Below are 26011 nucleotides of genomic sequence, written 5' to 3'. Positions count from 1 at the left end.
TGAACAATATTTATCATAAAATTTATTAAATGAGAATTATTATCAAAAAGTATTTTCTCTTTTATTTTTTTAAAAGTTGCTATATCATTAACAAACTGTAAGGGTGACCCTCATAATCATTTACCTAAAAAAGTTTAATTACGATGGGAGAATCGTTGCTATGTCTAAAAAAATACACGAATTTAATGACATGATTCGAAAGTTACGCAAGGAAGTATTTGGTAAAGGACCTGAACGTATTCATACCGTTTTTGTCGAGAATATGGCTGTATCTACTTTATACGGTAATATCACACCGACAGAAAAATTTATTGCCAGTACACCAGAAGGGTTAAAAATGGTGCATGCTGCAAGGACGAGTATGATTCAGGATTTATATACGCAATCACCACCAGAGGGTATGGAAGAATTGATGGGTAGCAAACTACTCCACCTATTTTCAGATATTAAAATTGAAGAGGATTTTGCGATTTCCGTCTTTGTTTTTGAAAAGAATATCAGTGAATAAAGGGGATGCCTTATGGAGCGAGCAATAACAAGGAAAATTGTGCGAGTTGAAGGACAGCAAGTGAAAGAAATGGATGATTTAATCGTCTCAGAATACGCGGTGACCGTAAAAATTAATCAGCAAGAATTTGTCACGATGGTATGTACACCAGAGTATGTAGAAGATATGGTCATCGGCTATTTAGCTTCTGAACGAGTGATTCGTAGCTTTGAGGATATTGAGGAAATTTGGCACCAAGAAAAAGAAGGCTTTGTGCATATTAAAACAAAGCATGTCAATCCTTATTATCAGCAGACGCAAAACAAACGCTATATTACCTCTTGCTGTGGGATGAGTCGACAAGGATTTGTTTTTACGAATGATGCATTAGCAGCAAAAAAAATGGAAGACGTTCAGGTGCAAATGTCGACTGAGGATTGCTTCCGTTTAATGCATGCGATGCAGGATGGTGCCGACATTTTTAAGAAAACGGGTGGTGTGCATAATGCTGCACTATGTGATGTCAATGGCATTGTGTTAAGTCGTATGGATATTGGACGCCACAATGCTTTAGATAAAATTTACGGCTATTGCTTACGCAATAACATCCGTATGCAAGATAAAATAATTGTTTTTAGCGGACGAATATCGTCGGAGATTTTACTCAAAGTCTCCAAAATAGGCTGTGCCATTGTGCTGTCTAAATCAGCTCCAACTGAATTAGCCTTGCAATTGGCTGAGCAGCTTGGCATTACGACGGTAGGCTTTATCCGACAGCATTCATTGAATATTTATACACATCCACACCGCATCCTATTACCAGCTCAGAATGTACTGAAAGAAGGAGATTAAATGACGAATCTACAAGACCAATTACACAGACCGTTAAGAGATTTAAGAATATCCGTAACAGATCGCTGTAATTTTCGTTGCCGCTATTGTATGCCAGCTGAGGTATTTGGTCCAGATTATGCATTTTTACCGTCTGATAAAATATTAAATTTTGATGAGATAGAACGATTAGTAAAAATCTTTGTTTCATTAGGCGTGAAAAAGGTGCGAATTACGGGCGGCGAGCCATTGCTACGTCGTGATTTGCCCGAATTAATTGCCCGTATTCACCATATAGAGGGTGTAGAAGATATTGCTTTAACAACCAATGGCTCTTTATTAAAAAAATATGCACAGCCATTGGCACAAGCAGGCTTATCTCGAGTCTCAGTTAGTCTAGATTCACTTGATGAAGAACGTTTTTTCGAGATGAATGGTCATCGGGGCAAGGTATTGCCGGTGTTAGAGGGAATTGAAAAGGCAGCAGAAGCGGGTTTACAAGTAAAAATTAATATGGTTGTTCAAAAAGGCAAGAATGACCAAGACATTGTTACAATGGCTCAATTTTTTAAAGAAAAACAGCATATTTTACGCTTTATTGAATATATGGATGTAGGGAATTCGAACGGTTGGCGTTTAGATGATGTGGTGTCCAAAAAAGATATCATTGAGCATATCCATCAGTTTTCTCCATTACAGCCAGTGGCTCCAAATTACAGGGGGGAAGTGGCAACGCGCTTTCAATATCAAGATGCACAAGGTGAGGTTGGTGTGATTTCGTCTGTGACAGATTCTTTCTGCTCCAATTGCTCCCGTGCTCGTCTCTCAGCAGAAGGATCATTATACACTTGTTTATTTGCAACTGAAGGCACTGATTTAAGAGAGCTGTTACGATCAGGGCAAGATGATGCAGCCATCATCAAATGTATTACGAACGTTTGGGAAACAAGAAATGATCGTTATTCAGATGAACGCAATGAACAAACAATGGCAAAAAGGAAAAATTCAAAAATTGAAATGTCTCACATTGGGGGGTAGTGTGTAAAAAAACAGAAAAAATCGGCAAAACGATGCCGAATTTTTCTGTTTATTTATGCACAAAGGTGCCACTTTTTCCACCTGTTTTTTCAACAAGATAGGTTTCTTTAATGACCATTGTTTTATCAACGGCTTTGCACATATCATAAAAAGTTAAGGCAGCAATCGACACAGCAGTAAGGGCTTCCATTTCAACACCAGTTTTCCCACTACATTTGACAGTGGCTTGAATATGGAGCTCATAGCCATTCTCCGCCTTTTCATAGTCAAACTGGAAATCTGTGCCCTGTAGCATGATAGGGTGGCACATAGGAATGATATCGGCCGTTTTTTTAGCACCCATAATCCCTGCAATTTGAGCAACTTGCGTCGGATCACCTTTTTTAATGCCACCTTGTTGGATGGCTTCATAGACTGCATCCGATAAAATAATCGTACTGCGAGCAATAGCTGTACGTGTCGTGATTTCTTTTGCAGATATATCGACCATTTTAGGACGACCTTCTTCGTTCCAATGTGTAAAATTATTCATCGTTAAACTCCTTTTTAGTCGTTTGTGACCAATCTTGTTGTGCGTTGATATTGACAAATGTTGGGCTATTGTCATCAAAAGGAACGTAGCAAACACGAATTTGCTCTAACAGCACTTTCATACTTCGCTTGTTTTGTTCCGTTAATTGCTTTGCCCTTGGTAAAGCTGTACGTCGATATAATGCCGCCAATGGTTGATCCCGTAGCGCTTGCGTAGGAACAATAGCATCATAGGCGTCATCAATCAGCCCTACTATTTTTTTGATAAAATTGGCATTCATATAAGGCATATCGCTCGCTACGACAAAAAACCATTCCACATCAGGGTAGGCTGTCATGATAGAATGCAAAGCAAAAAGTGGGCCTTGATGTGGCTGCTTTTCGATGATCCATTGGACGTTTTCCTGCCCAAATTGATGTTGTAAGTGCGCGTTCGTAGCAATAATGATAGGATCTAGCCGATTTTTTTGCAAGGCTGTGAGACTATGTTTATATAAAGGCTGCCCAGCAAACAGCTCAAACATTTTAGGCTGACCATAGCGAGAGGATTGACCACCAGCTAATACAACTCCAGCAATTTTCATAGGCGATTCAACTCACCGACAAAATGTTGGACAGTAGGAAGAATGAGCTTCATCATAGCCAATGTCACCGCATTTGTAGAACCTGGTAAAACATAAATAGCGGTTTGCTGACGGCTTCCAGCAGTGGCTCGACTAAACATTGCTTTTGGGCCAATTTCTTCATAGCTGAGAGTTCGAAATAATTCACCAAACCCCATCATTTCTTTTTCAAAAAGAGGCAGAATGGTGTCGTAGGTTTGGTCTCTTGGTGTAAATCCTGTTCCACCCGTGACGATAATGGTATTGATTGTGTGATCACTGCACCATTTCTTGATATGATTGGCAATATCCAGTGGTTCATCCTTTGTTAGCTGGTAGTCGACTACTTCAAATGTAGCTTCTTGAAGTAAGGATTGAATGCGCTGACCAGCATGATCATCTGCTTTAGTGCGTGTATCACTGACCGTTAAAACAGCTACTTGGATTAGTTGCTGTTGATGTGTGGGATGCACAGTAAAAGACCTCCTTCAAACGTATTTTGCTGAAAAACATTGCTTTTATTATAATGCTATAAATGAAAAGGTCAAACGAAAATTCAAAGAAAGAAAGGCCTCATACTTATGCAAAATAGATATTCTAGACAACAATTATTTCATCCCATCGGACAAACAGGGCAGCAGTCCATTCAACAAAAACACGTCCTAATCATTGGTGTAGGTGCATTAGGGAGTGCTAACGCAGAAGCACTTGTGCGCGCTGGTATTGGCAAGCTGACCCTCATTGATCGTGATTACGTAGAGTGGAGTAATTTACAAAGACAGCAATTATATACAGAGCTAGATGCACAAGAAAAAATGCCAAAAGTCATCGCAGCTAAAACAAGACTTCACAGCATCAACTCAGAGATAGAAATCAATACTGCTATTATGGACGCTTGTACAGAGTCCTTGCTGCCATTATTAGAAGATGTCGATGTGATAGTCGATGCAACCGATAATTTTGATGTCCGTTTTCTCATGAATGACCTTGCACAAAAGTCTCGTATTCCCTGGGTATATGGTTCTTGCGTTGGTAGTTATGGTGCGACCTATACGATTGTACCAGGCAAAACACCATGTTTGCATTGCTTGTTACATGTCATGCCACATACAGGAATGACTTGTGATACGGTAGGTATTATTAGCCCAACAGTTCAAATCGTTGCAGCTTATCAAGTGGCAGAGGTTTTAAAATTGCTCGTTGGTGATGAGAAAGCCTTGCGAAAAAGCTATTTAACGTTTGATGTTTGGCAAAATCAACACTATGAAATCAATGTGGAAAAAATACGGCAAGCTGATTGTCCATCTTGTGGTAATCAACCAACATACCCTTATTTATCCTATGAAAATCAAACTAAATTACAGATACTTTGTGGACGAGACGCAGTACAAATACGCCCTCCGAAGCCAATTCACTATTCGTTTGAGCAGTTGGCAAATCAGCTTCGTCCCTATGGTGAAATTCAGGTAAATCCTTATTTGCTTTCCTGCCAAGCTGACGATTACCGAATTGTGATTTTCCAGGATGGGCGCGTAGTGATACATGGTATACAAAATATAGAAAAAGCGAAAAGCATTTATTATCGTTTATTAGGATAAAGGAGTGTGCCAAATGATAGAAAAAAGACAACCAATCCCTGTGGCAGAAGCGGTTCATCGTGTAATGGACTATGCCTTCCCAGCAAAAAAAGAGCTTGTACCATTAACACAGGCCCATGGACGTTTTATAGCAGAAGCTGTTCGAGCTGATCATGATGTGCCCGCATTTGATCGTTCTCCTTATGATGGTTACGCTATTCGCTCCATTGATAGTAAAGAAGCCTCCTCAGAACATCCAGTCCGCTTTCAGGTTGTGGGGGAAATTGGCGCAGGCTATGTCTATGACGAAGTAGTTGGTCATAGACAAGCTGTCCGCATAATGACAGGTGCGCCAATCCCACAAGGGTGTGATGCAGTAGTCATGCTAGAATTAACCCATACTTTCGAAGAAAATCAACAAATGTGTATGTCGATTAAACGGAATTTTGAAGCGGGGACCAATATTTCGTATAAAGGGGAAGATGTGCAGCAAGGCGCTGTTCTCATTGAAAAAGGTCAATATATTAATCCAGGGGTGATGGCCTTACTCGCTACTTTTGGTTATGAACAAGTACCTGTTTTTCGTAAAACAGTCATTGGTGTGATGGCCACTGGTAGCGAATTACTAGATCCCGGTGAACCTTTACAGCCAGGCAAAATTCGCAATAGTAATGCGTATATGATGATGGCTCAAATTGAGCGCGCTGGAGCAGAAGTTAAATATTTTGGCAAGTTTAGCGATGATCTTGAATTATGTATTGAGAATGTTGAAAAAGCTTTACAGGAAGTTGATATGTTAATTACAACGGGTGGCGTTTCCGTAGGGGATTACGATTACTTACCAGCCATTTACGAAGCGATAAATGCAAAGGTATTGTTTAACAAAGTGGCAATGCGCCCAGGTAGTGTGACTACAGTAGCTGCTCGAGAGGGACAATTATTATTTGGACTTTCTGGAAATCCTTCAGCTTGCTATGTTGGCTTTGAGCTTTTTGTACGTCCGATTATTCGCACTGCCTACAGTAATTCACAGCCCCATTTACGTAGAGAGCAAGCTATTTTAGGTAAGGATTTCACAAAGGCTAATCCATTTACACGCTTTGTAAGAGCACATGCTTATTATGAAAAAGGTCAGTTAGTGGCTGTGCCATCTGGTTTTGATAAGTCGAGTGCAGTTTCCTCTTTAGCATCAGCTAATGCGCTCATCGTCTTACCAGGTGGCTCGCGTGGCTATGAAAAAGGCATGTCAGTAACGGTCTTATTGTTAGAAGATTTGCAAGGAAGTGAGTGGCCTTGGGACAACATCGAAAAATCTTACAGATAGTTGGCTATCAAAATAGTGGTAAGACGACATTGATGGAGCAATTGATTAAGAGAGCGACAACGGAAGGGTTAAGAGTAGGAACCATCAAGCATCATGGTCACGGTGGTGTGCCGATGATAGAAGCTTCGAAGGATAGTAGTCGACATGAGCTGGCAGGTGCGAGTGTCACAGCAGTGGAGGGGGAGGGTACTTTACGTATGAGTATTCAGCAAAATAGCTGGCAACTGTCTCAAATACTTGCGCTTTATGCGTCCCTTCCAATGGATATCATTCTGGTTGAAGGGTATAAAAATGAACATTATCCGAAGGTTGTGCTTGTACGAACTGCACAGGATCAAGCTTTATTACAGCAAGTATCTCAGATCATTTGTGTGCTCTATTGGCCAAGTTATCCACTGGATTCCTCACCCACTGTCCCAGCCTTTTCGATACATGAAGAAGCGCAATATATGGAGTTTTTATGGAAGGAAATGAGGAGAGAATCATGACGACAGCGTTATTTGAAATTATCAATAAACCCATTGATGTAGAGGAAGTTAGACAAAAGGTTCTGAGTCGAAATGCTGGAGCCATTACACTGTTCATTGGCACCGTGCGTGAAATCACAAATGGTAAAAAAACATTGCACTTGGAATATCAAGCTTATCCTGCGATGGCCATTAAAATGTTTGAACAAATTGCGCAGGAAATACAAGAGCAATGGCCAGAAGCGAAAGTAGCCATTACCCATCGTGTAGGTCATTTAGATATTGCTGATATTGCTGTAGTCATTGCCGTATCATCACCACATCGTAAAGTCGCTTACATGGCGAATGAGTATGCGATTGACCGTATTAAGCAAATTGTGCCAATATGGAAAAAAGAGCATTGGGAGGACGGTACGGAATGGATCGGCGATCAATTAGAAAATGTCCCCTATCCGCAAGGGGAACCAGGCATTCAGAAGGAGGAAAATCGTGATTAATATCTTATTATTTGCTCACTTGCAGGAAGCAGTTGGTGCGCCTAAGCTAACTGTAGAGCTGTCAGATGTGACAGTGGCTGAATTGAAAGAGTGGATGGAACAGCACTATCCACAGCTATCATTACAGCAAATGATGACAGCGATTAATGAGGAATTTGCAACGGATACAACGATCATTAAGTCTGGTGACACAATCGCTTTTATTCCACCTATCAGTGGGGGATGAGAAAAAGAGGTAGTTGGTTCAATCCAACTACCTCTTTTATACTTTTAGAAGATGAATGCTAAGTAGCAAAAGGAAGGAAATAGCCATCATGCACAAAACCCATGTCCAGGCAAGGGTCATGTTACCCGCATCAATCGCCATATAAATAGCGAGCGGTGTTGTTTGTGTTTTCCCTGGAATATTCCCCGCAAACATTAAGGTAGCCCCAAATTCACCTAAAGCTCGAGTGAAGCTTAAAATCCCGCCAGACACGAGTGCCTTTAATGCAAGAGGAATTGATACAAAAAGAAAGACCTGCCGTTCATTAGCCCCATCCACACGTGCCGCATGTTCAATATCGCGATCAACAGAGGCAAAGCCTGTTTTAGCCGATTGATACATTAATGGAAAGGCAACAATGGTAGAAGCGATAACCGCCGCCCACCATGTGAACATGACGGGCTGATCGAATAGCCAAATAATAAAATTTCCTAATAGACTATTTTTCCCGAAAATGACGATGAGCAGGAAGCCTACTACAGTAGGAGGTAATACTAAGGGTAACAATAATACGGTTTCTAGTACTAGCTTGCCTTTAAAATGGTGGGTTGCCATCCATTTGCCCATGAAAATACCTGCTATGATCGCGATAATGCCTGCGACGAAGGCAATCTCAATGGAAAGTCTAAGTGGAGACCAGAAATCGGTACTCATTTTTTATTGAGCTCCTTTAAACCCATACTTTTTAAAGACATTCATAGCCTCATCACTTTGTAAAAAGTGATAAAAATCTTCTGCTTCTTGCGCATGCTTACTCGCTTTTAGCACACCTACAGGATAAATAATTGGTGCGTGTGTAGCATCATCTGCAGTTGCAATGACATCGACTTTATCAGATACTAGGGCATCCGTTTTATAGACGATTCCTGCATCCACATTTTCTGTTTCTGTGTACGTAAGTACTTGACGTACGTCTTTTGTATACACCACTTTAGATTCAAGTGAATCCCAAAGTTGCATATGCTTTAATGTGTCCACACCATACTGTCCAGCAGGAACCGTTTCAGGTGTACCGAGCGCGATTTTCCCTGCTTGTTGTAAATCTTCGAAGGATTGGATTTGTTTTTCATTGTCTTTTGGAACGATTAAGACTAATTCATTCGCTAAAAGATCCATTCCTTGCTTTTGATCAATCATTTCTTTCTCTACAAGTGCATCGAATTTATCTTCCGCTGCAGAAAAGAAAAGATCTGCAGGAGCACCCTGTAAAATTTGCTGTTGCAATGCACCTGAACCACCAAAGTTATAGAGGATTTTAATCGTATCATGCTCTTTTTCATAAGTTGTTTTAAGCTCTTCTAAGGCATCCTGTAAACTTGCTGCCGCAGAAATTGTTAATTCAACGGGTTTGTTTGCTGCCACCTCTTTTTCTTGGTTACCACAGCCTACTAATAGACCAACTAGTAATAATAGTGTCGCAAATAAACTATAAAATTTTTTCACTATGATTGTACTCCTTTTATAACTCGTTATAACAAGACATAACTAATTATAATCAGTTATAAGTAAAAAAGAAAGATAGTATTGGAAGAAAATTTCAAGATGTTCATCAAGCTATAAATGCGTTACCATGTAAAGAGAGGTTTATAGGAGGAGAATGTTTATATGTCACAAGATCAATCCTATACGATTGAAGAGGTTGCACAATTATTAAAGGTTTCGAAATTAACCATTTATGATTTGGTGAAAAAGGGAGATTTGCCAGTTTTCCGTGTGGGGCGGCAAATGCGAGTAGATCGTGCGGACTTGCAAGCCTATATACAAAAACGTAAAACAGGTACCACTCCAGCTATGTCCCCTGTAGCTACTTCACCTAAAAATCAGTCGAAAATTATTATTAGTGGGCAAGATTTAGTGTTGGATATAGTAGCAAAATATCTTGAGAAAAGACAAACAATGAAAGTATTACGTTCACATGAAGGTAGTTTTAATGGTGTCATGGCGATGTATCATGGCGACTGTAATATTGCGAGTTTACATATGTTTGATGGAGATACAGGAGATTATAATACGCCTTATGTAAAAAAAATCTTTGTGAGTCATGCCTTTGTCCTCATCAATGTTGTATCACGTAGAGCAGGTTTTTATGTTCAAAAAGGGAATCCATTGCAAATCCACACATTTGAAGATTTTAAAACAAAGTCATTTACATTTATTAATCGTGAGAAAGGCTCAGGTGCTCGCACTTTATTAGACGAGCAATTGCGTATTCATGAAATCGCACCATCCATGATTAAAGGGTATACCCATGAAGAAATGAGCCACCTCGACGTTGCCTCTGCTGTAGCAAATGGATATGCAGACGTTGGAATTGGGATTGAAAAAATCGCCAAGCTCATCCCTGTCGATTTTATACCCGCTGTCAGAGAGCGTTACGACATTGTGTTATTAAAAACGCCTGAAAATCAACAACTAATTGAGGCGGTGAAGGAAATTTTAAACGCACCAGATTTCCAAGCTGAGGTGGCTGCATTAGGTGATTATGACATTTCCCAAATGGGCCAAATTATGTATGAAACACTGTAATCAAAATTTTATATTGAGTTTAACAACGAAATCGATTATAATTTTACTGGGAAATTTTATGGTCGTTATGTCATAGTAATATTGCATAGCTTCTATGGAATTTTGAACGTATATATGGTGAGATGGATAAATTAGTAGGTAAAACTGCTAGAATATTAGCCCATCATAAAATAGCTTGCGTAGTAACCACGCAACTATTTTATGATGGGCTTTTTTATGTATATAGGTATAAAAAAGAGGAGTTGAATCATGTGACCTGGTCAGTATTACATGTCATTGGTATTATTGCTTATGCGATAAGTGGCGCATTTGTGGCGTTACAGGCCAAATATTCTTTTATTGGTATATTTGTGCTTGGACTTACTACATCTTATGGAGGTTCCATTATTCGCAACGTCGTACTGGATATACCAGTATCAGATATATGGGAGCGGCAATCCTTATTAGTTGTTTTAGTCACGCTGACGACTATTTTATTTGTCAAAAGGAATTGGATTCATCACTGGAACCGCTGGGGCTATTTCTTTGATTCGATTGGCCTTGCTTCCTTTGCAATACAAGGAGGATTGTTAGCGCAAAGCCTCCATCATGATCTAGGTATTATTATTCTAGCTTCTATGTTTACTGGTGTTGGCGGTGGCATGATCCGAGATTTGTTAGCGGGGAGAACGCCGCTCGCACTAAGAGAAGAAATCCATGCTGTCTTAACATTTTTGTGTGGGCTTTGCATCTGGGCAGGGTGGAGCAGCCCACTTCAATTGTCAGTCATTGTTATTTTGATTGTGATCATCCGTATGTTATCTGTGAATAATAAATTGAAGCTTCCTTAAAAATTGTTGGACTTGTCCAAGTTTTTTAGCAGGACACTGAAAGTAGGTGATTGAAGGAATGTTTTAAGCTGTTCAATTTAGTATGTTGTGTTTCTTTATGAAGAATATTCTTCTGCTGATTTGTATTGGAAATTAATCTGAGTGATTGAATGTGTTGGGTATAGAAAACTTCCTAATAAACATACATATCAACATAGTATAATTTTGTTTTAAAAGGACTTCTATAGGGAAGAATCCTTTTTTTTTGTGATTTTTAGTAGTTCTAACAAGACTCTATGTAAATACTCATAGACTAAGAACAACGAATGGTAAATATAACATAATTGGTATTTTTTATAAAATAAGGCAGGTTATTTATTGACTATTTATTCCAGGGTGTTTAATATTGTAATTGGAAAATAGATTTGTTTTTATAAGTAAATATCCTTTAATGTAATTTTAAGGAATTTTTACTCTGGGGTTGTGGAGAACATTTTGGGGGCGTGATATGTGATAGAAATTTGTTTAATTAAAGTACCTGTACATATTTCAAATTATTCTGAACTAATGAATTTTGTATGTACAAAAAAAGCAAGAAGAATAGAAGCTTACTTAAATAAAATAGATGCATATAGATCCTTAATAGCTGAATTGTTGATGAAATATTTATTGATGAAGCATTTAAAATGTCATCCTTCTGAAATAAATATCCAAACGAATACATATGGGAAGCCATACTGTATCAATGGAGATTATGAATTTAACATTTCTCATTCAGGTGAATGGGTCATATGTGTCATTGGCAATTGTGATGTAGGAATTGATATTGAAGAGATGAAAGCTAATTACGATGATGAAATAATTAAAAATTATTTTTCACGTATAGAATACGCTTCGTACAATCAAACGCCAACTGAAAGGAAAAAAGAACATTTTTATGATTTATGGACTTTGAAGGAAGCTTTTGTGAAAAATATTGGATTAGGTTTAAGCATTCCTTTAGATTCTTTCTCCATAGAGACTAGTAATAATGAAATTTCAATTGAACAAAATATTAGTCCTTATCCTTATTATTTCAAGCAATATAACTTGATTAATGGTTATAAAATTTCCGTATGCAGTAAAATGAATGAATTTCCATCAGAGCAACAACTAAAGATAAAAGAGTTTTCGGCCTTAGAAAAATATTTTTTGAATAATCTGATATTAGAGGAGGATAAATATTATGAGTAAATTAATACCTCAAGTTTTAAATCTTCTTAAAAATAAAGAACTAACAAAAAATGCAGCGAAACAAATCATTGAATCGGTGAATGAAATTAAAAGTGAGTCTAAACCGAAAGTAGATAAAAAGATTGCAATTATCGGAATTTCTGCGGAATTACCTGGTGCTAAAAATTTTGATGAATTTTGGAATGTTTTAAGCAATGAACAGGACAAAATAACAGAATTAAGTGATAGTAGGAAAGCGTTGTGTGAGGGATTCCTTGTTAATAATATGGAAAAACTTAAAATTTCAAAGGAGAAGCCGTTTTGGGATGCAGCATGGCTAGATGAAATTGATAAATTTGATGCTGGATTTTTTAATATTTCAGCTGCTGAAGCAAAAGTGATGGATCCACAACAGCGTAGATTCCTTCAAATTGCATACCAATGTTTTGAAGATGCTGGTTATGCAGGGAGTCGTATAAAAAATTCAAATACAGGTGTTTACATTTCAGCAGCTATGACCAATTACTCTGAAGGATTGGCTGAATTCACACCATTAAGTGTTCCAGGTAATATTCCTGCTTTTACGGCCTCAAGAATTTCTTATATTTTTAATTTAAAAGGACCGTCTTATGTTGTGAATGCTACCTGTGCCTCTTCAATGTTGGCAATTCACGAAGCCTGTGTGGGTTTAATGAATAATGATTGTGAAACGGCATTAGTCGGTGGTGTTAATATTTTTCCTTATCCAATAAATAGTGAAAAACTTTTTATGAATGCTGCGGGTATTATGTCTGAGCAACAAAAGTGTAAGCCATTTGACGACTCAGCAAGTGGGATAGGAAGAGGAGAAGGGGCAGTAGCGCTGTTATTAAAACCTTTAGATCAAGCAATAGAAGATAATGATAATATCCACGCTGTTATAATTGCCTCTAAAGTAAATAATGATGGTACTTCAGCAGGTATTACTGCACCAAATCCTAAAGCACATGCAGATTTATTAGCCGAAACTTGGGATTTAGCTGGCATTAAGCCTGAGCAAATTGACTATATTGAAGCGCATGGGACAGGTACTCATTTAGGTGACCCTATTGAAATACGAGGCCTTCAAGAAGCAGTTGAACGAAGTAATAATGATAAACAATTTTTGCCAATTGGTTCTGTGAAGGGAAATATTGGCCACTTACTTGATGGAGCTGCAGGTTTATCGGGTGTAATCAAAGCGCTACATGTAATAAAAAAAGGAATAGTTCCACCTACAATAAATTTAGTTGAACCAAATACACATATTGATTTTGTCAATTCTCCAGTTTTTATTCCGACATTACCATTTAATATTAAAAAAAATAAAAAAGAAAATGAACCTATTGTAGCTGGTGTAAGTTGTTTTGGCTTTAATGGTACAAATGTACATTTACTATTAGAGGAAGCTCCAACGAAGACTGAAATCCATAAGAAAGATCATAATAAAAAAGCATATGTTATTCCTTTTTCTGCTAAATCTGAATTATCTTTGCGAGGGACTATTGAACATTTCTCCAATTTAACTGGGGATATGATTAATATAAGTGATTTAGCATATACGATGTGTACAGGTAGGGAGCATCATGAAATAAGAGTAGCCATTATTGCTGAGACAATAGACGATCTAATAGCCGCATGTAAAAATTTAATCAATCTTGATATGGCTAATTGGGAAAAAATTATTGATATGACAACCCATGACGATCACAATATCAAAAAATTGGCAGAAGATTTTATTACAGGTGAAAAATGTAGTTGGCATAAACAATTCCAAGATGAGAAGAATCATAAAATTTCTTTACCTACATACTACTTTGATGAGAAATCTTATTGGTTACAGAGTGAGGCTGGCGTAAAGGCTATAGAGGTAAAAGGAAAAACAAATCTTGAAGAAATCATTCGTTTAGCAGAAATAATCCTAGAAACAGAGAATATTAAGCAGACGGATAGTTTTATATCAGTAGGTGGAAATTCTCTTTCAGGGCTACAATTTATTACTCGTTTGAAAAAACAATTTAAGAGAGACTTTGTATTAGATGATGTATTCCTTACATTTGAACAACTAAGTAAACAATTAAACAATGATCATTCAAAATCAACAGAGGAAATACCTCAAATTAGTGTAGAAAATCATGAATATCCATTATCATACGGTCAAAACAGATTAAGCATTATAGAACAATTAACAGATCAAAAAATGGTTTACAATACTCCGTTTATTTTTAAAGTTAACGGGTTAGTTGACATTGAGAGATTACGCCAAACATTCGATTTACTTTCACAGAGACATGAATCGTTAAGAACAGTTTTTGTAAAGCATGAGAATGGAAATAAACAGAAAATACTGCAAAAACCAAACTATTTATTTGAATACAAAGATTTTCATTTAGAAGATAATGCTGAAGCAAAAGCTATGGATCAAATAAATCGTTGGAAAGAAACTCCGTATGATTTGGAAACGGGACCCCTTTTAAGAGTATTTGTATATAAAACAGGAAAAGATAAAAGTCTGTTTGCTTTAATGATGCACCATATTATAGTAGATGGCTGGTCATTATCGCTATTATCGGATGAACTTTTCACTTTGTACAATAGTAATAATATACATGAAACATTGCCACAAATAGAAAATACGTATGTAGATTTTGCTGCATGGCAACGTGAAAATATAGAAAGTGGTAGATTTAAACAACATGAAGATTACTGGCTTCATACATTAAGCGGAAGTCTTCCGATTACCGAAATCACAGGCGATAAATTAAGACCAAGTACTTTCCGCTATACAGGAAAGCTAAAAAGGTTTGATATTAGTGCTACATTAGCAGATCAATTAAGAACTTTTGCTAATACACATGAAAGTACATTATACATGGTTTTAGTTTCAAGTGTATTTAAACTTATTAATCAGATGACTGGAGATACGGATATGGTGATCGGGACACCAGTATCTGGAAGATTGAATGAAGAATTAGAGAAAATTATTGGTTTATTCACAAATACTATCCCATTAAGGATTAATTATGAAGAACAGGATGATTTCCTTACATTATTAAGAAATGTCAAGACCATGTTATTGGATAGCTTTAAGCATCAAGAATATCCTTTCGATTTATTAGTGGAGAAATTAGATTTACCTCGAGATACTAGTCGTTCACCTTTATTTAATATAAACGTGGCACTTCAAAATTTTAAATTTAAAAATACGACATCAGCTTTTGACGATGCAGAATTAACACCTATTGTTTCTGAACACAAAACTAGTAAATGGGATCTTGAATTCGAATTCGTTGAATTACCAAGTGGAGAGTTATTCTGCAACCTTGAGTATTATGACGGTGTATATTCATCTAAATTTATTGATTCATTAATTGAAACGTATTTACAAATACTAGAAATGGTTTTACATGAGCATGAATTAAATAACACCGATGTAGAAAATAGTAAAAGTGTTATAAATGGTCAATTTGTCGAAGATGGCAGAAACTTTTTAAATACCATTTTAATGATGGCAGAAAAGAACCCACAAAAAACAGCATTAGAAGATAACGAAGGTTCATTAACATATCAAGAGTTGGTAGATAGAAGTAAATCAATAGCAAGAAAATTATTGAACAGCAACAGTGAAATCAAAAATATTGTCATTATTTCTGACAATAATAGAACAGCCATTTTAGGTATTTTATCTTGTTTAATGAGTAATGTCACATTTATACCTGTATCACCTAAAAATCCAAAAGCAAGAATTGAATCTATTATCAAACAAAGTCAAGCTAACGTTATTATTTCAGAAAAGAAATTCTATTCATTGTGTAATAGGCTGTTATTTGAAAATGACAATATTCAAACGGTTATGGTGTTAGGAGAAACAGATTTAGATCAGTGTGCTGTTGTTGATTCAAGTGAATTAATGAACGAATCTTTGTGGAACTATTTTGCAGAAGGGCAGAAAACAGAAATAGAGGCTAGTGGTTGGAATAGTAGTTATACAGGTGAAGCTTTCAGTTCCTTAGAAATGCAAGAGTATGCGGAAAATGCAGTAAACAAAATAAGAAAGTATTTACCTCAAGATTCAAATGTATTAGAGCTTGGATGTGGCTCAGGTTTGACAACTTTTGCTCTTGCTCCATATACGAAAACATATACAGCTATGGATTTATCTTCCTCCATTATCGAGAGGAATAAACAGATTGCCCAAAAATCTAACTTTAACAATATTCAATTTGACATTTCCAAGGCTCATGCCTTTAAGAAGTTTGAAACAGCATTAGATGCGGTTGTCATTAATAGTGTTATTCATTGTTTCCCGAGCTATGGCTATTTAAAGGTGGTACTTCAAAAAGCTATTGACTCTTTAAAAGAGGGCGGAATCATCTTCTTGGGAGATTTATTAAATATCGATAAAAAAGATGAATTTGTCTCTTCTTTACAAGCATTTAAAGAAGAAAATATGGATAAGAATACTAAATTAGATTGGGATACAGATTTATTTATTAATGAAGAAATTTTAAAAGAGCTTCTCAGTGATATCGGTGCTGATATACAAATTGAATGTTCTGAGAAGACATACACTGTAAGCAATGAGCTAAATCAATATAGATTTGATGCTGTCATCATTGTTAAAGAGAAGAGCGAAAAATATAAACAAAGCAGCTCTAAAAATATGCTAAGTGAAGCAATTCATCTAGACGAGCATGTAGAGATTGAGTTAAATTCTTTTGCTAAAACTTCTCCTGCATATATTCTCTTTACATCCGGTAGTACTGGAAAACCAAAAGGTGTAGTTGTTTCAGGTAAAAACCTTAATAATTATTTGAACTGGGCTACTGCATACTATTCATCTACTGGAAGATCGTTAAATATGCCATTTTTCACTTCAATATCTGTCGATTTAACGATTACTTCCATGTTTATTCCGTTAATAACGGGTGGAAAAATAATATGCTGTGAAGGAGAAATCGATCAGGCTTTTGAAAGTGTAGCCAAAATAAAAGAAACAATAACGATAAAAGGCACACCTAAACAGATCCAGTATTTAATTGAGGATGAGAGATTTGCACCAAATGTAGAGTGCTTCATCCTAGGGGGAGAAGCTTTAGATATATCATTATGTAAAACGTTGAGAGATCAATTCCCTTATGCTCGTATCATTAATGAATATGGGCCAACTGAAGCTACTGTTGGAACGATTTATCATGAAGTAACAGAAGAAGATTTACATTCAGATTATATCCATGCGCCAATCGGATTACCGATTCATAACACTTCTGTTTACATTTTGAACAATCAGAATCAGCTAGTCCCTTCATATGGTGTTGGTGAAATCGTATTAAGTGGTGAGAGTGTTGCCCTAGGCTATTTGGGAGAGCCTAATTTAACTAGAACTAAGTTTATAGCTAATCATATTAAACATTTACACTCAGGCTATTTATATAAGACAGGTGATTTGGGGCAAGTATTGCCTAACGGAAAAATCGTTTGTTATGGACGTAAAGATAATATGGTTAAAATTCGTGGCCATAGAGTGGAGCTAGAAGAAATCGAAAGATATTTGCGAGAAATCCCAAGTATTAAAGATGCTGTGGTTAAATTATATAAAAATGAATCTGGTGAACAGCTGTGTGCTTACTTAGTCAGTCAACAAGAGATTAATCAAAGAGATATTGAAAAGTACCTTTTACGATATTTACCAGAATCTTTAATTCCTACGTATTATCAAAAAATAGAACAAATTCCAATGGCTAATAGTGGAAAAGTAGATAGACTTTCACTGCCAAGCCCTGAATTATACGACGACAGAATAGTTCAGACAGATGATATTAGTAGTTTGACAGAGGTTGAAAGAGAGTTGCTGTCTATACTAAAAGGGATTTTAAGTGACCGTCAATTTAACATTGATTCTGATTTCTTTAAAATTGGAGGAGACTCCATCAAGGCATTAAAGTTTATCTCAAAGGCAAAGGAAAAAAATATTAATTTGAAAATTGACCATATCTTTAATTGTAGAAGTATTCGAAAAATCGCTATGAACACTACTAAAGAAATGGACATTCAAAAAGAATGGCAGGAATTAAGTTCTAAGGAGATTCCACTTGCTCCAATGCAAAGATGGTTCTTCCAACAAACATTTAAACATGCCCACTATTGGAACTTATTAATGTCAGTAGAATTGCCTGAGAAAGTGGATGTGGCTGCTTTAGAAAAGTCTTTCCAATCAATTATTTCGGTTAATGAGAGCTTGCTGACATGGTTTGATGTGAACGAGAGCAAACCAAAGGCTTTTGTTGAACCAAGCTTAGTCAACACATTTAAGCTAATTGTGAAAGATCTAAAATTAACACCTCCAAGTATGTTAAAAGAAGAAATTGAAAAGATTCAATTCCAATTACAAAATAACTTTAATTTTGGAAAGGTATTACCAATAGGAGCAGTAGTGTTCCTAACAGCTAAGAAGCCTATTTTAACATTCTTTATTCACCATCTAGTCGTTGACGGAGTTTCATGGAGGGTTCTATTAGAGGAATTAGAAAATAATTATGTAGCTATTGTAAATGGTGAAGATAAGATTAGCTTCCCTATGACGCAATTTTCGGATTGGATAGGAGAATTGTATAAAAAAGAATTACACACGAATTATTCTTATTGGGAAAATATAGATGTGGAAAATGTACATCCATTATGCATTCAGCCTGTCAGAAAAGATTATTTATTTAAGGATCGATATCATGTAACGAAAACGCTAAGTGAGGAAAGTACAAAGCAATTTTTAAATGCTAGAAAACATTCAGAAATTTATAAACCTGATGTTCTTATTGCCGTAACATTTGCTCAAGCGTTTAGTCAAATATTCGGTCAAAAAGATGTGTTATTTAACTTTGAAGGGCATGGACGAGATAGTCGCCAATCAGCATTAGATCTTAGTAGAACAATAGGTTGGTTTACTACGATGTATCCGCTACAGGTGACAATAAATACTGTCGAAGAAATGCTTTACACAGTTGGACAAGCATTGAGCGAAATTGGCAGTGGACTGGACTTTATGATAGCAAGGTGGATCAAAGAAAATAACAACATTAAGCATATTCAACCATCAATATTGGTCAATTATTTAGGGGATTTTGATAACGATATTAGTACTTCCACAAATAGTAAAAATGGAGGGAACGGAGTGCTACAGTACTCCTCAAATCTTCCTCAGGCCCCTGCTATTCATCCTGATAATGAACTTTCTAATATTTTGGAAATAAACATCTTTATTTTGGATGGAAAACTTAATCTAAGCTTAGAGGTAGATACACAAGTGATTAGTAATGAAAAAGCTCAACATCTCTTATCTAAGTTTGAAGAAGCTTTGGTTGAATGTAGTGGAAATGCAAAGGAGCCCCAAAGTACATGATAACTTATTTTAGCAAACCAACAAACAGAGGATTTACAATCTTTTTAATGGTTGTAGCTACTCATTTTATATCTTTATTAGGTTCTTCTGTTGCAAGGTTTGGGCTTGGTGTCTGGGCTTACCAAAGTACAGGTCAAGTATCTAGTTTTGCGGTCGTTTTAGTTGCGGGATTTCTACCAGCAATTGTGTTATCGCCTTTTATAGGAATTTGGATAGATAGGAAAGGTCCACGATTATTAATATTACTAGGAGATATTATTGGACTAATTATTTCTTCAATAATTTTCTCCTCCCTTTTACTAGGGAATATAAGTATGGTTCATGTAATTGCTGGTGCTATATCTCTTTCTATAGTTAGCTCTATGCAAACACCAGCATTACAAACATTAGCACCTAACCTAGTGCCAAAGGAAAAGTTATCTAGAGCTAATGGTGTATTTTCCATGGCATCATCGACTAGTGATGTTCTGGGTCCTGTTATTGGTGGTGTAATAATGGGATTTGGAAGTATTATCTATATCATTGGGGCAGAGCTAGTTACTTATTGTATTGCCATTCCTATTCTCTTAATACTTTGGACAAAATTAAGCGTGAAAGAGAACAGTGACAATGAAGATAGCAATGAAAATAACTCCATTTTAGGTGATCTAAAAGATGGTTTCAATTATTTAATCAAGCATAAATCACTTCTTACGTTAGTGTTACTATTTACGGTTTTAAATTTTGCACTAGGGTTCAATCAAGTAGTTGGACAGCCGTATATATTGAGCTTTGGAACTGTTGAACAATTTGGTTTACTAAGCTCTATATATGGAGGAGGGATGGTATTAGGCGGAATACTAATGTCATTCATCAAATTGAAGAAACACATCATATGGTTAGTACTAATTTCGAATTTTGGTATTGGTGTTTTTATAACGTTAACAGGGTTATTCAATAATATGCTATTAATTGCCGTTTTTTGGGGAGGTTTAGGGTTATTACTGCCAGTGGTTAATACAGGTACACTAACTTTAATTCAACTTCATACGGAGCCCAATTTATTAGGAAGAGTTTTTTCAATTGCTAGAACATTCGCTTGGATTTCATTACCCGTCGCTTACATTTTAGGAGGAATACTTGCTGATAAATTAGTTGCCTCAAACGTAAATATTATCCCTTATTTAGGTAGTGGAGAACGAGGAGTGTATGGGACACTACTCCTACTAGCTGGAGGCTTAATTATATTAACTGTGGCAATTTTCGCTCAACTAAAATACATTAAAGACTTTGATAGGAGAGAAGAAAATGATGTACAGCACAATGTCTAAAAAAATATTAAGTTTAGTAGAAGAAAATAAGTTGGATACAAATTTAGCATTAAATTTACTAGATGAAATGGAAAAAGAAACAAGTGAACCACTCGCAATTGTTGGTATGTCTTTAAGATTTCCTAATGTCTCAAACCTGGATGATCTATGGACAGGTCTCATAAATAAAAAGGATTTTGTGACTGAATTTTCAAAAGAGCGTTTTGATTTAATTGTTAATTCTAACCCTAAATTGCATGACATGTATAACCATTTGAAAAATAATCTAACGAATGATCCAAGATCGTATGGCTCATGGCTAACGAACATTGAACAGTTTGACCCTGAACAATTCGGATTGAATGAACATGAAGCTCAATTTATGGGGCCAGCGGAGCGTTTGTTTTTACAGGTTGCATTAGAGTCCTTGTACATGGCAGGATACAAGGAAAATCATCTAAAGGATTCAAATACTGGCGTATTTATAGCGCATACTCCTCATCCTGCATTTGATTATTTAAATTTATTTGAAGAAAAAGATGAGCGGGCTTTTATTTCAAATATACCTGCTAATCTGGGCTACCATTTATCATATGCATTCGATCTTAAAGGTCCAGTTATGACAATTAATACGAGTTGTTCCTCTTCTTTAGCCGCTGTTCATGTTGCTAAAAATGCGCTTAAGCAGGGGGATTGTAACTTAGCGGTAGTCGCTGGAGTGAATTTGAATTTATTTCCTTATTGGGAAGAGGAAGCGCCTGATTATGTTGTAAGAAGCACAAAATATAGATGTTCACCATTTGATGAAAGTGCAGATGGAATTATCGGAGGTGAAGGGGTTGCTGCTATTGTTCTAAAGAGATTATCTGATGCCATAAACGACAACAATCACATTCATGCTGTCTTAAAGGGTTCAAGTATAAGTAGCGATGGTGCATCAAATGGGATGCAAGTTCCGAATCCTGACGCTCAATCTAAAGCAATCATGGATGCTCTGGAAGATGCAAAGTTATCATTTAATGATATTGATTTTGTTGAGGCGCATGGCGCAGGTACTCAAGTAGGTGATTTACTCGAAGTAGAGGGACTTAAAAAGGCCTATCTACAAAAATCAAATAAGACTGTTGAATGTCAATTAGGTTCAATTAAGTCGAATTTTGGCCATATGGGTGATGCTGCAGGTATTGCAGGATTAATAAAAGCTGTACTATCCATCGAAAAAAGAACAGTTCCAGGTCTTAATCATTTTGTAGCAGAAAATCCTAAAATAAGCTTCAAAGAAACACCGTTCAAAGTCAGCTCAGAAAATAAAACGTTTGATGAGCATAAAATTTTAAGAGCAGGTGTTAATTCAATAGGCATAAGTGGCACGAATGTTCATGTGGTACTAGAGGAGTATCGACATCATAAACAGGAGCAAGTAACTGAAAAACTGACACCGTTGTTTATTTCAAGTAAAACTCGTAGAGCGCTTTGGGATCAAATAAAAACCTTAGCTAGTCATCTTAAAAATAATGAAAATTACAGTATTCAAGATTTAGCCTATACATTAAATAATAGAAGAAGCCATGAACAGTCTAGAGTATGTATTTTTGCAAGCGATTGTCATGAACTACTTCGAAAAGTCGAAAGATTATTAAATGTAAGAACATTTGAAAAGGTCCCGAAGAATTTTTATACACAAGGCATATTTTTAGCTGATGAACATGAAACACAAGTTGATAGTATTAAAAATCTAGATGAATTTACCGCTTCATCATCAGCAGATAAAGCGCTAATGCAGCGATACTTAGAAGGTAACAATGTTACAGAGGAATGTCGCGAATTATTTAAAGATGGGCAATTACTTCCGTTGCCAGTCAGTATTTTTAATACAAGAAGAATATGGCCATCTAGTAAAGAGGCATTCCAAAATCAGACGAAAGAGCTATTTTTCGAAAAGAAATGGTTATATTATCCTTATGATAATACGACTACTGATGTAGCATTAAAAGCAGGATCAACTTGGCTTTTCTTTGTGAATAAAGATGATGAAAATATAGTTGAGCTAAAAAATAGAATGGCTGCTTTAGGTATAAAAATAATTGAAGTACTTGAATCAGACAAATTTGTAAAATATACAACGGAACAATATGGTATTGACATAAATTCCGAAAAAGATATGTATAAGCTGTTTGAAAATATAGGTGTGGATGAATTAAGGAATTTAAAAGGGATTATCCATTCTTACACATTCAAGCACTTAGATGAAACAATGGAAACAAAAGAAAATATGGAGAAATCCCAAGAAGAAGGTATTTTCTCACTATTCAATATAACAAAGATGTTATTAGAGTTTGAAGTTACGCATCCAATTCAATTAAATGTCATGTCGTCATTAACAGAGCAAGTTCAGTACAATGAAAAAATAATTCCTGCTAGGGTAACAACTTTTGGCTTAGCGAAAGTTATCTCACAGGAACAGCCGACTATTTCATCCTATTCGATCGATCATGATTTAGACGGAAGTTCTCAAGACATTGCTACACAATTATTAAAAGAGTTACAACAAGATAAAGAGCTTCGCCCAGAATTAGTGGCATTTAGAAAATCAAAAAGATATACAAAAGTTATTGAAAGACAAAGCGATGATTTTAATGGTAATGAAATTATAGTAAGAGAGAATGGAAACTATGTTATTGCAGGTGGTACAGGATATTTAGGTGTTCAATTAGGGAAGTTTTTAAGTGAAAAGCAAAATGTCAATATAATTTTATTAGCTAGAAATTTATTACCAGACCGAATGGAATGGGCAAAGATTATTGAGAATAATCAAGCAGAAGATGAAATGTTGATTTATAAACTGACGTCAATTATGGAGATTGAAAGTCGAGGTTCTACAGTTACAATCTTGCAGTGTGATGTGACAGATGAACATGCTGTTAAAGAAACATTTGCGAAAATTAGACAGGATTTTGGTGAAATCAATGGAGCGTTCATGTTAGTCAAACAACTTTACCATCTATGGATAAAAGAATTAACGCTTAGTCAATTCAAAAAAGGTATTCATAACCGAGTAATCGGCACTTATTTAGTGGAAAAAGAATTAAATCCAGAGCCATTAGATTTCTTTATCCTATTTTCTTCAATCTCTTCTTTAATGGGTACAAAATCTGCAAGTGAATGCTGCGCTGTGAATCAATATTTAGACTCAATGGCTGGGTATTTGAATCAAAAAGGAATCAACGGTAAAACGATGAACTTTACGTTAATACTAGACGATAAAAAAGATTTTGGGAGTGATACGGCCATACCTCCAATTGATTTTGTAGATTTCCAAAATTCATTGAACTTATTTTTCACTAAAGGCTATGAATGGAGTCTGATTTCACGTTTTGATTTAGAGCAAGTCCATTATCTTAAACCAGTTATTAAAATTCCATTTGGCGAGCGTTTTTGGAACGAAGTAGAGCGCTTTAATCAGTCAAAAAATAATCAAAACGAAAGTATTTCAACGGAAGAAGTAGTAGTGAAAAGTGAGTTTACACTATCTGAGATTGAAGCGAGTATACGTGAAATTTGGAAAACAGTTTTAGGTATTTCAACGATTAAAGAAATTGATAATTTCTTTAGTTTAGGAGGAAGTTCTTTAAGTGCTTTAAGATTTGTTCATTTATTTAAAAATAAATTCATTGATTTAAAATTTGAAATCTCTGATTTATATAGTAATCCTACATTCCAAGACCAAATTGTATACTGCGATCATTTTTATAATGCCAAAGATGAATTAAGCGATATTCTAGAGGCATTTGAAAGTGATGACATTTCATCAGAAGAGGCACTATCTCTACTATTGAATAAGCATTGAGTTGAAAGGAAAATGACTATTAACATTGGGAGGGATATCGTTTGAACACTGCAATTGTATTTCCGGGTCAAGGTTCACAATACGATTCTATGGGACAAGAATTATACAAAAATTATCAAATAGCTCGTGATCTGTATAATGAGGCTAGCGATATATTAGGCTATGATTTATTGAAAGCATGTGAAAATAACAATGGAGAACTTCGTAATACGGTAATAGTTCAGCCTGCAATTCTAGTTTATAGCATTGCCTGCTGGGAGATATTTAAAAAAAATAATGATGTAAAACAACTCTATTTAACTGGACATAGTCTAGGTGAACTGTCGGCAGTAGTTGCTGCCGACGGAATCCCTTTTGCCAAGGCAGTTGAATTAGTAAAGCTTCGTGCAACTGCTATGAGTGAATGTACTCAAGATGGTGGTATGGTTGTTTGTTTTGGACTTATTGGAGAAGAAGTAGAGGCAGTATGTCAAAGAATAGATACTGACAATAATCATGTAACTGTTGCAAATTTTAATTCGACAAATCAAATCGTACTAAGTGGTCATAAAAATGCATTGGAGCAGGCCTCTATTGAGTTACAGAAAAAGGGAGCGGTTACAAAGATATTACCTGTTAGTGTTCCTGCTCATAGTAGACTCATGAAGCCAGCAGAAAAAAGATTTCAAGCAGCTCTGCAACAAACACAGATGAATGATTGTCGATATCCTATATTTTCCTGTGCTTCAGGTCAACTATATAGTAGGGCTGACGAAATAGCAGATCAATTAAGTAGACAACTTACGGAAAGTGTGAGATGGCCAAAAGTTATGGACGTACTCATTAATAAAGACGTTGGCACATTTATTGAGATGGGTCCTAAAACGATTCTAACGGATATTATGAAGATGGAATATCCTGACTATCGGGCAATACCGGTTAACGAGAAAAATGGCATCCATTCTATTTTAAATAATCTTAATGAAAATACATTCAAAGTAGAAGAAACTATCCACTTTTTACAAGCGTGTTTAAGAGTTATTATTGGGACTCCTTTTAAAGAAAAAATCGATAAGCAGGACTTTGAGAAAGAAATCCATTCTCCCTATCAGATCATTAAACAGGAATTAAAAGAGATGAAAGAGAGCAAACAAATGACAGTGGAATCTCACAGAGTTGCAAGTTTATCTCAACAATTTTTTTCCATTTTAATGCATAAAGGGTTTCCTAAAAATGAAACACTGGAATTTCTAAAATTATCAATCGCAAATCCAAATTTATATTCTAAATATCTAAAAATTAATGCTTCTAAATAA

Annotated in this window: 20 protein-coding genes; 15 read left to right on the top strand and 5 right to left on the bottom strand. The window is 35.9% G+C overall.

All coding sequences use genetic code 11. The features are described from left to right. Positions 1 to 160: 160 nt before the first annotated feature. The 3 genes from AC6BKE_RS20840 to moaA are packed head-to-tail and all read left to right on the top strand — an operon-like array spanning position 161 to position 2356. Positions 161 to 508: a Na-translocating system protein MpsC family protein gene (locus tag AC6BKE_RS20840; protein WP_036120650.1), complete on the top strand. Its 348-nt coding sequence runs from the start codon at positions 161 to 163 to the stop codon at positions 506 to 508. Positions 509 to 520: 12 nt separating this feature from the next. Next, positions 521 to 1339: a formate dehydrogenase accessory sulfurtransferase FdhD gene (gene fdhD / locus AC6BKE_RS20835; protein WP_036120647.1), complete on the top strand. Its 819-nt coding sequence runs from the start codon at positions 521 to 523 to the stop codon at positions 1337 to 1339. Next, entirely contained in the window at positions 1340 to 2356 is a 1017-nt protein-coding gene (gene moaA / locus AC6BKE_RS20830) for a GTP 3',8-cyclase MoaA (protein ID WP_036120644.1), read from the top strand. A 49-nt stretch (positions 2357 to 2405) separates the two neighbouring features. On the opposite strand, the gene moaC is transcribed toward moaA, so the two are convergent. The 3 genes from moaC to AC6BKE_RS20815 are packed head-to-tail and all read right to left on the bottom strand — an operon-like array spanning position 2406 to position 3962. Continuing rightward, positions 2406 to 2888 (bottom strand): cyclic pyranopterin monophosphate synthase MoaC, encoded by a 483-nt coding sequence (gene moaC / locus AC6BKE_RS20825; RefSeq protein ID WP_036120641.1) that lies wholly within the window; start codon positions 2886 to 2888, stop codon positions 2406 to 2408. After that, entirely contained in the window at positions 2881 to 3471 is a 591-nt protein-coding gene (mobA, locus tag AC6BKE_RS20820; protein ID WP_036120637.1) for a molybdenum cofactor guanylyltransferase, read from the bottom strand. The genes moaC and mobA overlap by 8 nt, the downstream gene beginning before the upstream one ends. Continuing rightward, a complete protein-coding gene (locus tag AC6BKE_RS20815; RefSeq protein WP_036120634.1) occupies positions 3468 to 3962 on the bottom strand; it encodes a MogA/MoaB family molybdenum cofactor biosynthesis protein in 495 nt (164 codons plus the stop codon). The genes mobA and AC6BKE_RS20815 overlap by 4 nt, the downstream gene beginning before the upstream one ends. Before the next feature lie 108 nt (positions 3963 to 4070). Between AC6BKE_RS20815 and AC6BKE_RS20810 the strand changes: the two genes are divergently transcribed. Genes AC6BKE_RS20810 through moaD form a run of 5 tightly spaced genes read left to right on the top strand, consistent with a single transcriptional unit; the run spans position 4071 to position 7580 of the window. Next, positions 4071 to 5087: a thiazole biosynthesis adenylyltransferase ThiF gene (locus AC6BKE_RS20810; protein WP_499857918.1), complete on the top strand. Its 1017-nt coding sequence runs from the start codon at positions 4071 to 4073 to the stop codon at positions 5085 to 5087. A 16-nt stretch (positions 5088 to 5103) separates the two neighbouring features. Continuing rightward, positions 5104 to 6390: a molybdopterin molybdotransferase MoeA gene (locus AC6BKE_RS20805; RefSeq protein ID WP_499858332.1), complete on the top strand. Its 1287-nt coding sequence runs from the start codon at positions 5104 to 5106 to the stop codon at positions 6388 to 6390. Next, the gene (mobB, locus tag AC6BKE_RS20800; protein WP_036120624.1) at positions 6360 to 6878 is read left to right on the top strand and encodes a molybdopterin-guanine dinucleotide biosynthesis protein B; all 519 of its coding nucleotides are present in this window, start codon (positions 6360 to 6362) and stop codon (positions 6876 to 6878) included. The genes AC6BKE_RS20805 and mobB overlap by 31 nt, the downstream gene beginning before the upstream one ends. Further along, positions 6875 to 7354 carry a molybdenum cofactor biosynthesis protein MoaE gene (locus tag AC6BKE_RS20795; protein ID WP_058844577.1) on the top strand — a complete coding sequence of 160 codons (480 nt, stop codon included), beginning with the start codon at positions 6875 to 6877 and terminating at the stop codon, positions 7352 to 7354. The genes mobB and AC6BKE_RS20795 overlap by 4 nt, the downstream gene beginning before the upstream one ends. Next, positions 7347 to 7580, top strand: a complete 234-nt coding sequence (moaD, locus tag AC6BKE_RS20790; RefSeq protein WP_141903735.1) for a molybdopterin converting factor subunit 1 — start codon at positions 7347 to 7349, stop codon at positions 7578 to 7580. Before AC6BKE_RS20795 ends, moaD begins: the two co-directional genes overlap by 8 nt. 36 nt (positions 7581 to 7616) lie before the next feature. Here moaD and modB read toward each other — a convergent pair whose 3' ends face one another. Together modB and modA are read right to left on the bottom strand one after the other, a co-directional pair. Further along, entirely contained in the window at positions 7617 to 8273 is a 657-nt protein-coding gene (gene modB / locus AC6BKE_RS20785; protein ID WP_036120602.1) for a molybdate ABC transporter permease subunit, read from the bottom strand. 3 nt (positions 8274 to 8276) lie between these two features. Continuing rightward, on the bottom strand, positions 8277 to 9062 hold the full coding sequence (modA, locus tag AC6BKE_RS20780; RefSeq protein WP_271910125.1) for a molybdate ABC transporter substrate-binding protein: 786 nt from the start codon (positions 9060 to 9062) through the stop codon (positions 8277 to 8279). Positions 9063 to 9224: 162 nt separating this feature from the next. On the opposite strand from modA, the gene AC6BKE_RS20775 reads away from it, so the two are divergent. The 7 genes from AC6BKE_RS20775 to fabD all read left to right on the top strand — a co-directional run bounded on the left by AC6BKE_RS20775 (position 9225) and on the right by fabD (position 26011). Then, positions 9225 to 10145, top strand: coding sequence for a substrate-binding domain-containing protein (locus tag AC6BKE_RS20775; RefSeq protein WP_036120596.1), 921 nt, complete (start codon positions 9225 to 9227; stop codon positions 10143 to 10145). Positions 10146 to 10396: 251 nt separating this feature from the next. Continuing rightward, positions 10397 to 10975: a trimeric intracellular cation channel family protein gene (locus AC6BKE_RS20770; RefSeq protein ID WP_036120593.1), complete on the top strand. Its 579-nt coding sequence runs from the start codon at positions 10397 to 10399 to the stop codon at positions 10973 to 10975. A gap of 489 nt (positions 10976 to 11464) precedes the next feature. After that, complete coding sequence (locus AC6BKE_RS20765; protein WP_340809148.1) at positions 11465 to 12187, top strand: 4'-phosphopantetheinyl transferase family protein; 723 nt, start codon at positions 11465 to 11467, stop codon at positions 12185 to 12187. Then, positions 12180 to 19580 (top strand): condensation domain-containing protein, encoded by a 7401-nt coding sequence (locus tag AC6BKE_RS20760; protein ID WP_499857915.1) that lies wholly within the window; start codon positions 12180 to 12182, stop codon positions 19578 to 19580. The genes AC6BKE_RS20765 and AC6BKE_RS20760 overlap by 8 nt, the downstream gene beginning before the upstream one ends. Next, positions 19577 to 20890, top strand: a complete 1314-nt coding sequence (locus tag AC6BKE_RS20755) for an MFS transporter (protein ID WP_058844580.1) — start codon at positions 19577 to 19579, stop codon at positions 20888 to 20890. Before AC6BKE_RS20760 ends, AC6BKE_RS20755 begins: the two co-directional genes overlap by 4 nt. Beyond that, positions 20868 to 24716, top strand: coding sequence for a beta-ketoacyl synthase N-terminal-like domain-containing protein (locus tag AC6BKE_RS20750; protein WP_499857914.1), 3849 nt, complete (start codon positions 20868 to 20870; stop codon positions 24714 to 24716). The genes AC6BKE_RS20755 and AC6BKE_RS20750 overlap by 23 nt, the downstream gene beginning before the upstream one ends. A 41-nt stretch (positions 24717 to 24757) precedes the next feature. Then, entirely contained in the window at positions 24758 to 26011 is a 1254-nt protein-coding gene (fabD, locus tag AC6BKE_RS20745; RefSeq protein ID WP_342503701.1) for an ACP S-malonyltransferase, read from the top strand.

The organism is Lysinibacillus sp. COL-1 (assembly GCF_059814265.1).
This window is presented reverse-complemented; position numbering and strand designations above follow the sequence as displayed.

What these genes read in the sequence shown, in the direction of transcription:
- modB (WP_036120602.1), bottom strand. Translation starts at nt 8,273, where the DNA reads ATGAGTACCGATTTCTGGTCTCCACTTAGACTTTCCATTGAGATTGCC.
- AC6BKE_RS20760 (WP_499857915.1), top strand. Translation starts at nt 12,180, where the DNA reads ATGAGTAAATTAATACCTCAAGTTTTAAATCTTCTTAAAAATAAAGAA.
- mobA (WP_036120637.1), bottom strand. Translation starts at nt 3,471, where the DNA reads ATGAAAATTGCTGGAGTTGTATTAGCTGGTGGTCAATCCTCTCGCTAT.
- AC6BKE_RS20810 (WP_499857918.1), top strand. Translation starts at nt 4,071, where the DNA reads ATGCAAAATAGATATTCTAGACAACAATTATTTCATCCCATCGGACAA.
- AC6BKE_RS20775 (WP_036120596.1), top strand. Translation starts at nt 9,225, where the DNA reads ATGTCACAAGATCAATCCTATACGATTGAAGAGGTTGCACAATTATTA.
- AC6BKE_RS20755 (WP_058844580.1), top strand. Translation starts at nt 19,577, where the DNA reads ATGATAACTTATTTTAGCAAACCAACAAACAGAGGATTTACAATCTTT.
- AC6BKE_RS20840 (WP_036120650.1), top strand. Translation starts at nt 161, where the DNA reads ATGTCTAAAAAAATACACGAATTTAATGACATGATTCGAAAGTTACGC.
- AC6BKE_RS20795 (WP_058844577.1), top strand. Translation starts at nt 6,875, where the DNA reads ATGACGACAGCGTTATTTGAAATTATCAATAAACCCATTGATGTAGAG.
- fdhD (WP_036120647.1), top strand. Translation starts at nt 521, where the DNA reads ATGGAGCGAGCAATAACAAGGAAAATTGTGCGAGTTGAAGGACAGCAA.
- moaC (WP_036120641.1), bottom strand. Translation starts at nt 2,888, where the DNA reads ATGAATAATTTTACACATTGGAACGAAGAAGGTCGTCCTAAAATGGTC.
- moaA (WP_036120644.1), top strand. Translation starts at nt 1,340, where the DNA reads ATGACGAATCTACAAGACCAATTACACAGACCGTTAAGAGATTTAAGA.
- AC6BKE_RS20750 (WP_499857914.1), top strand. Translation starts at nt 20,868, where the DNA reads ATGATGTACAGCACAATGTCTAAAAAAATATTAAGTTTAGTAGAAGAA.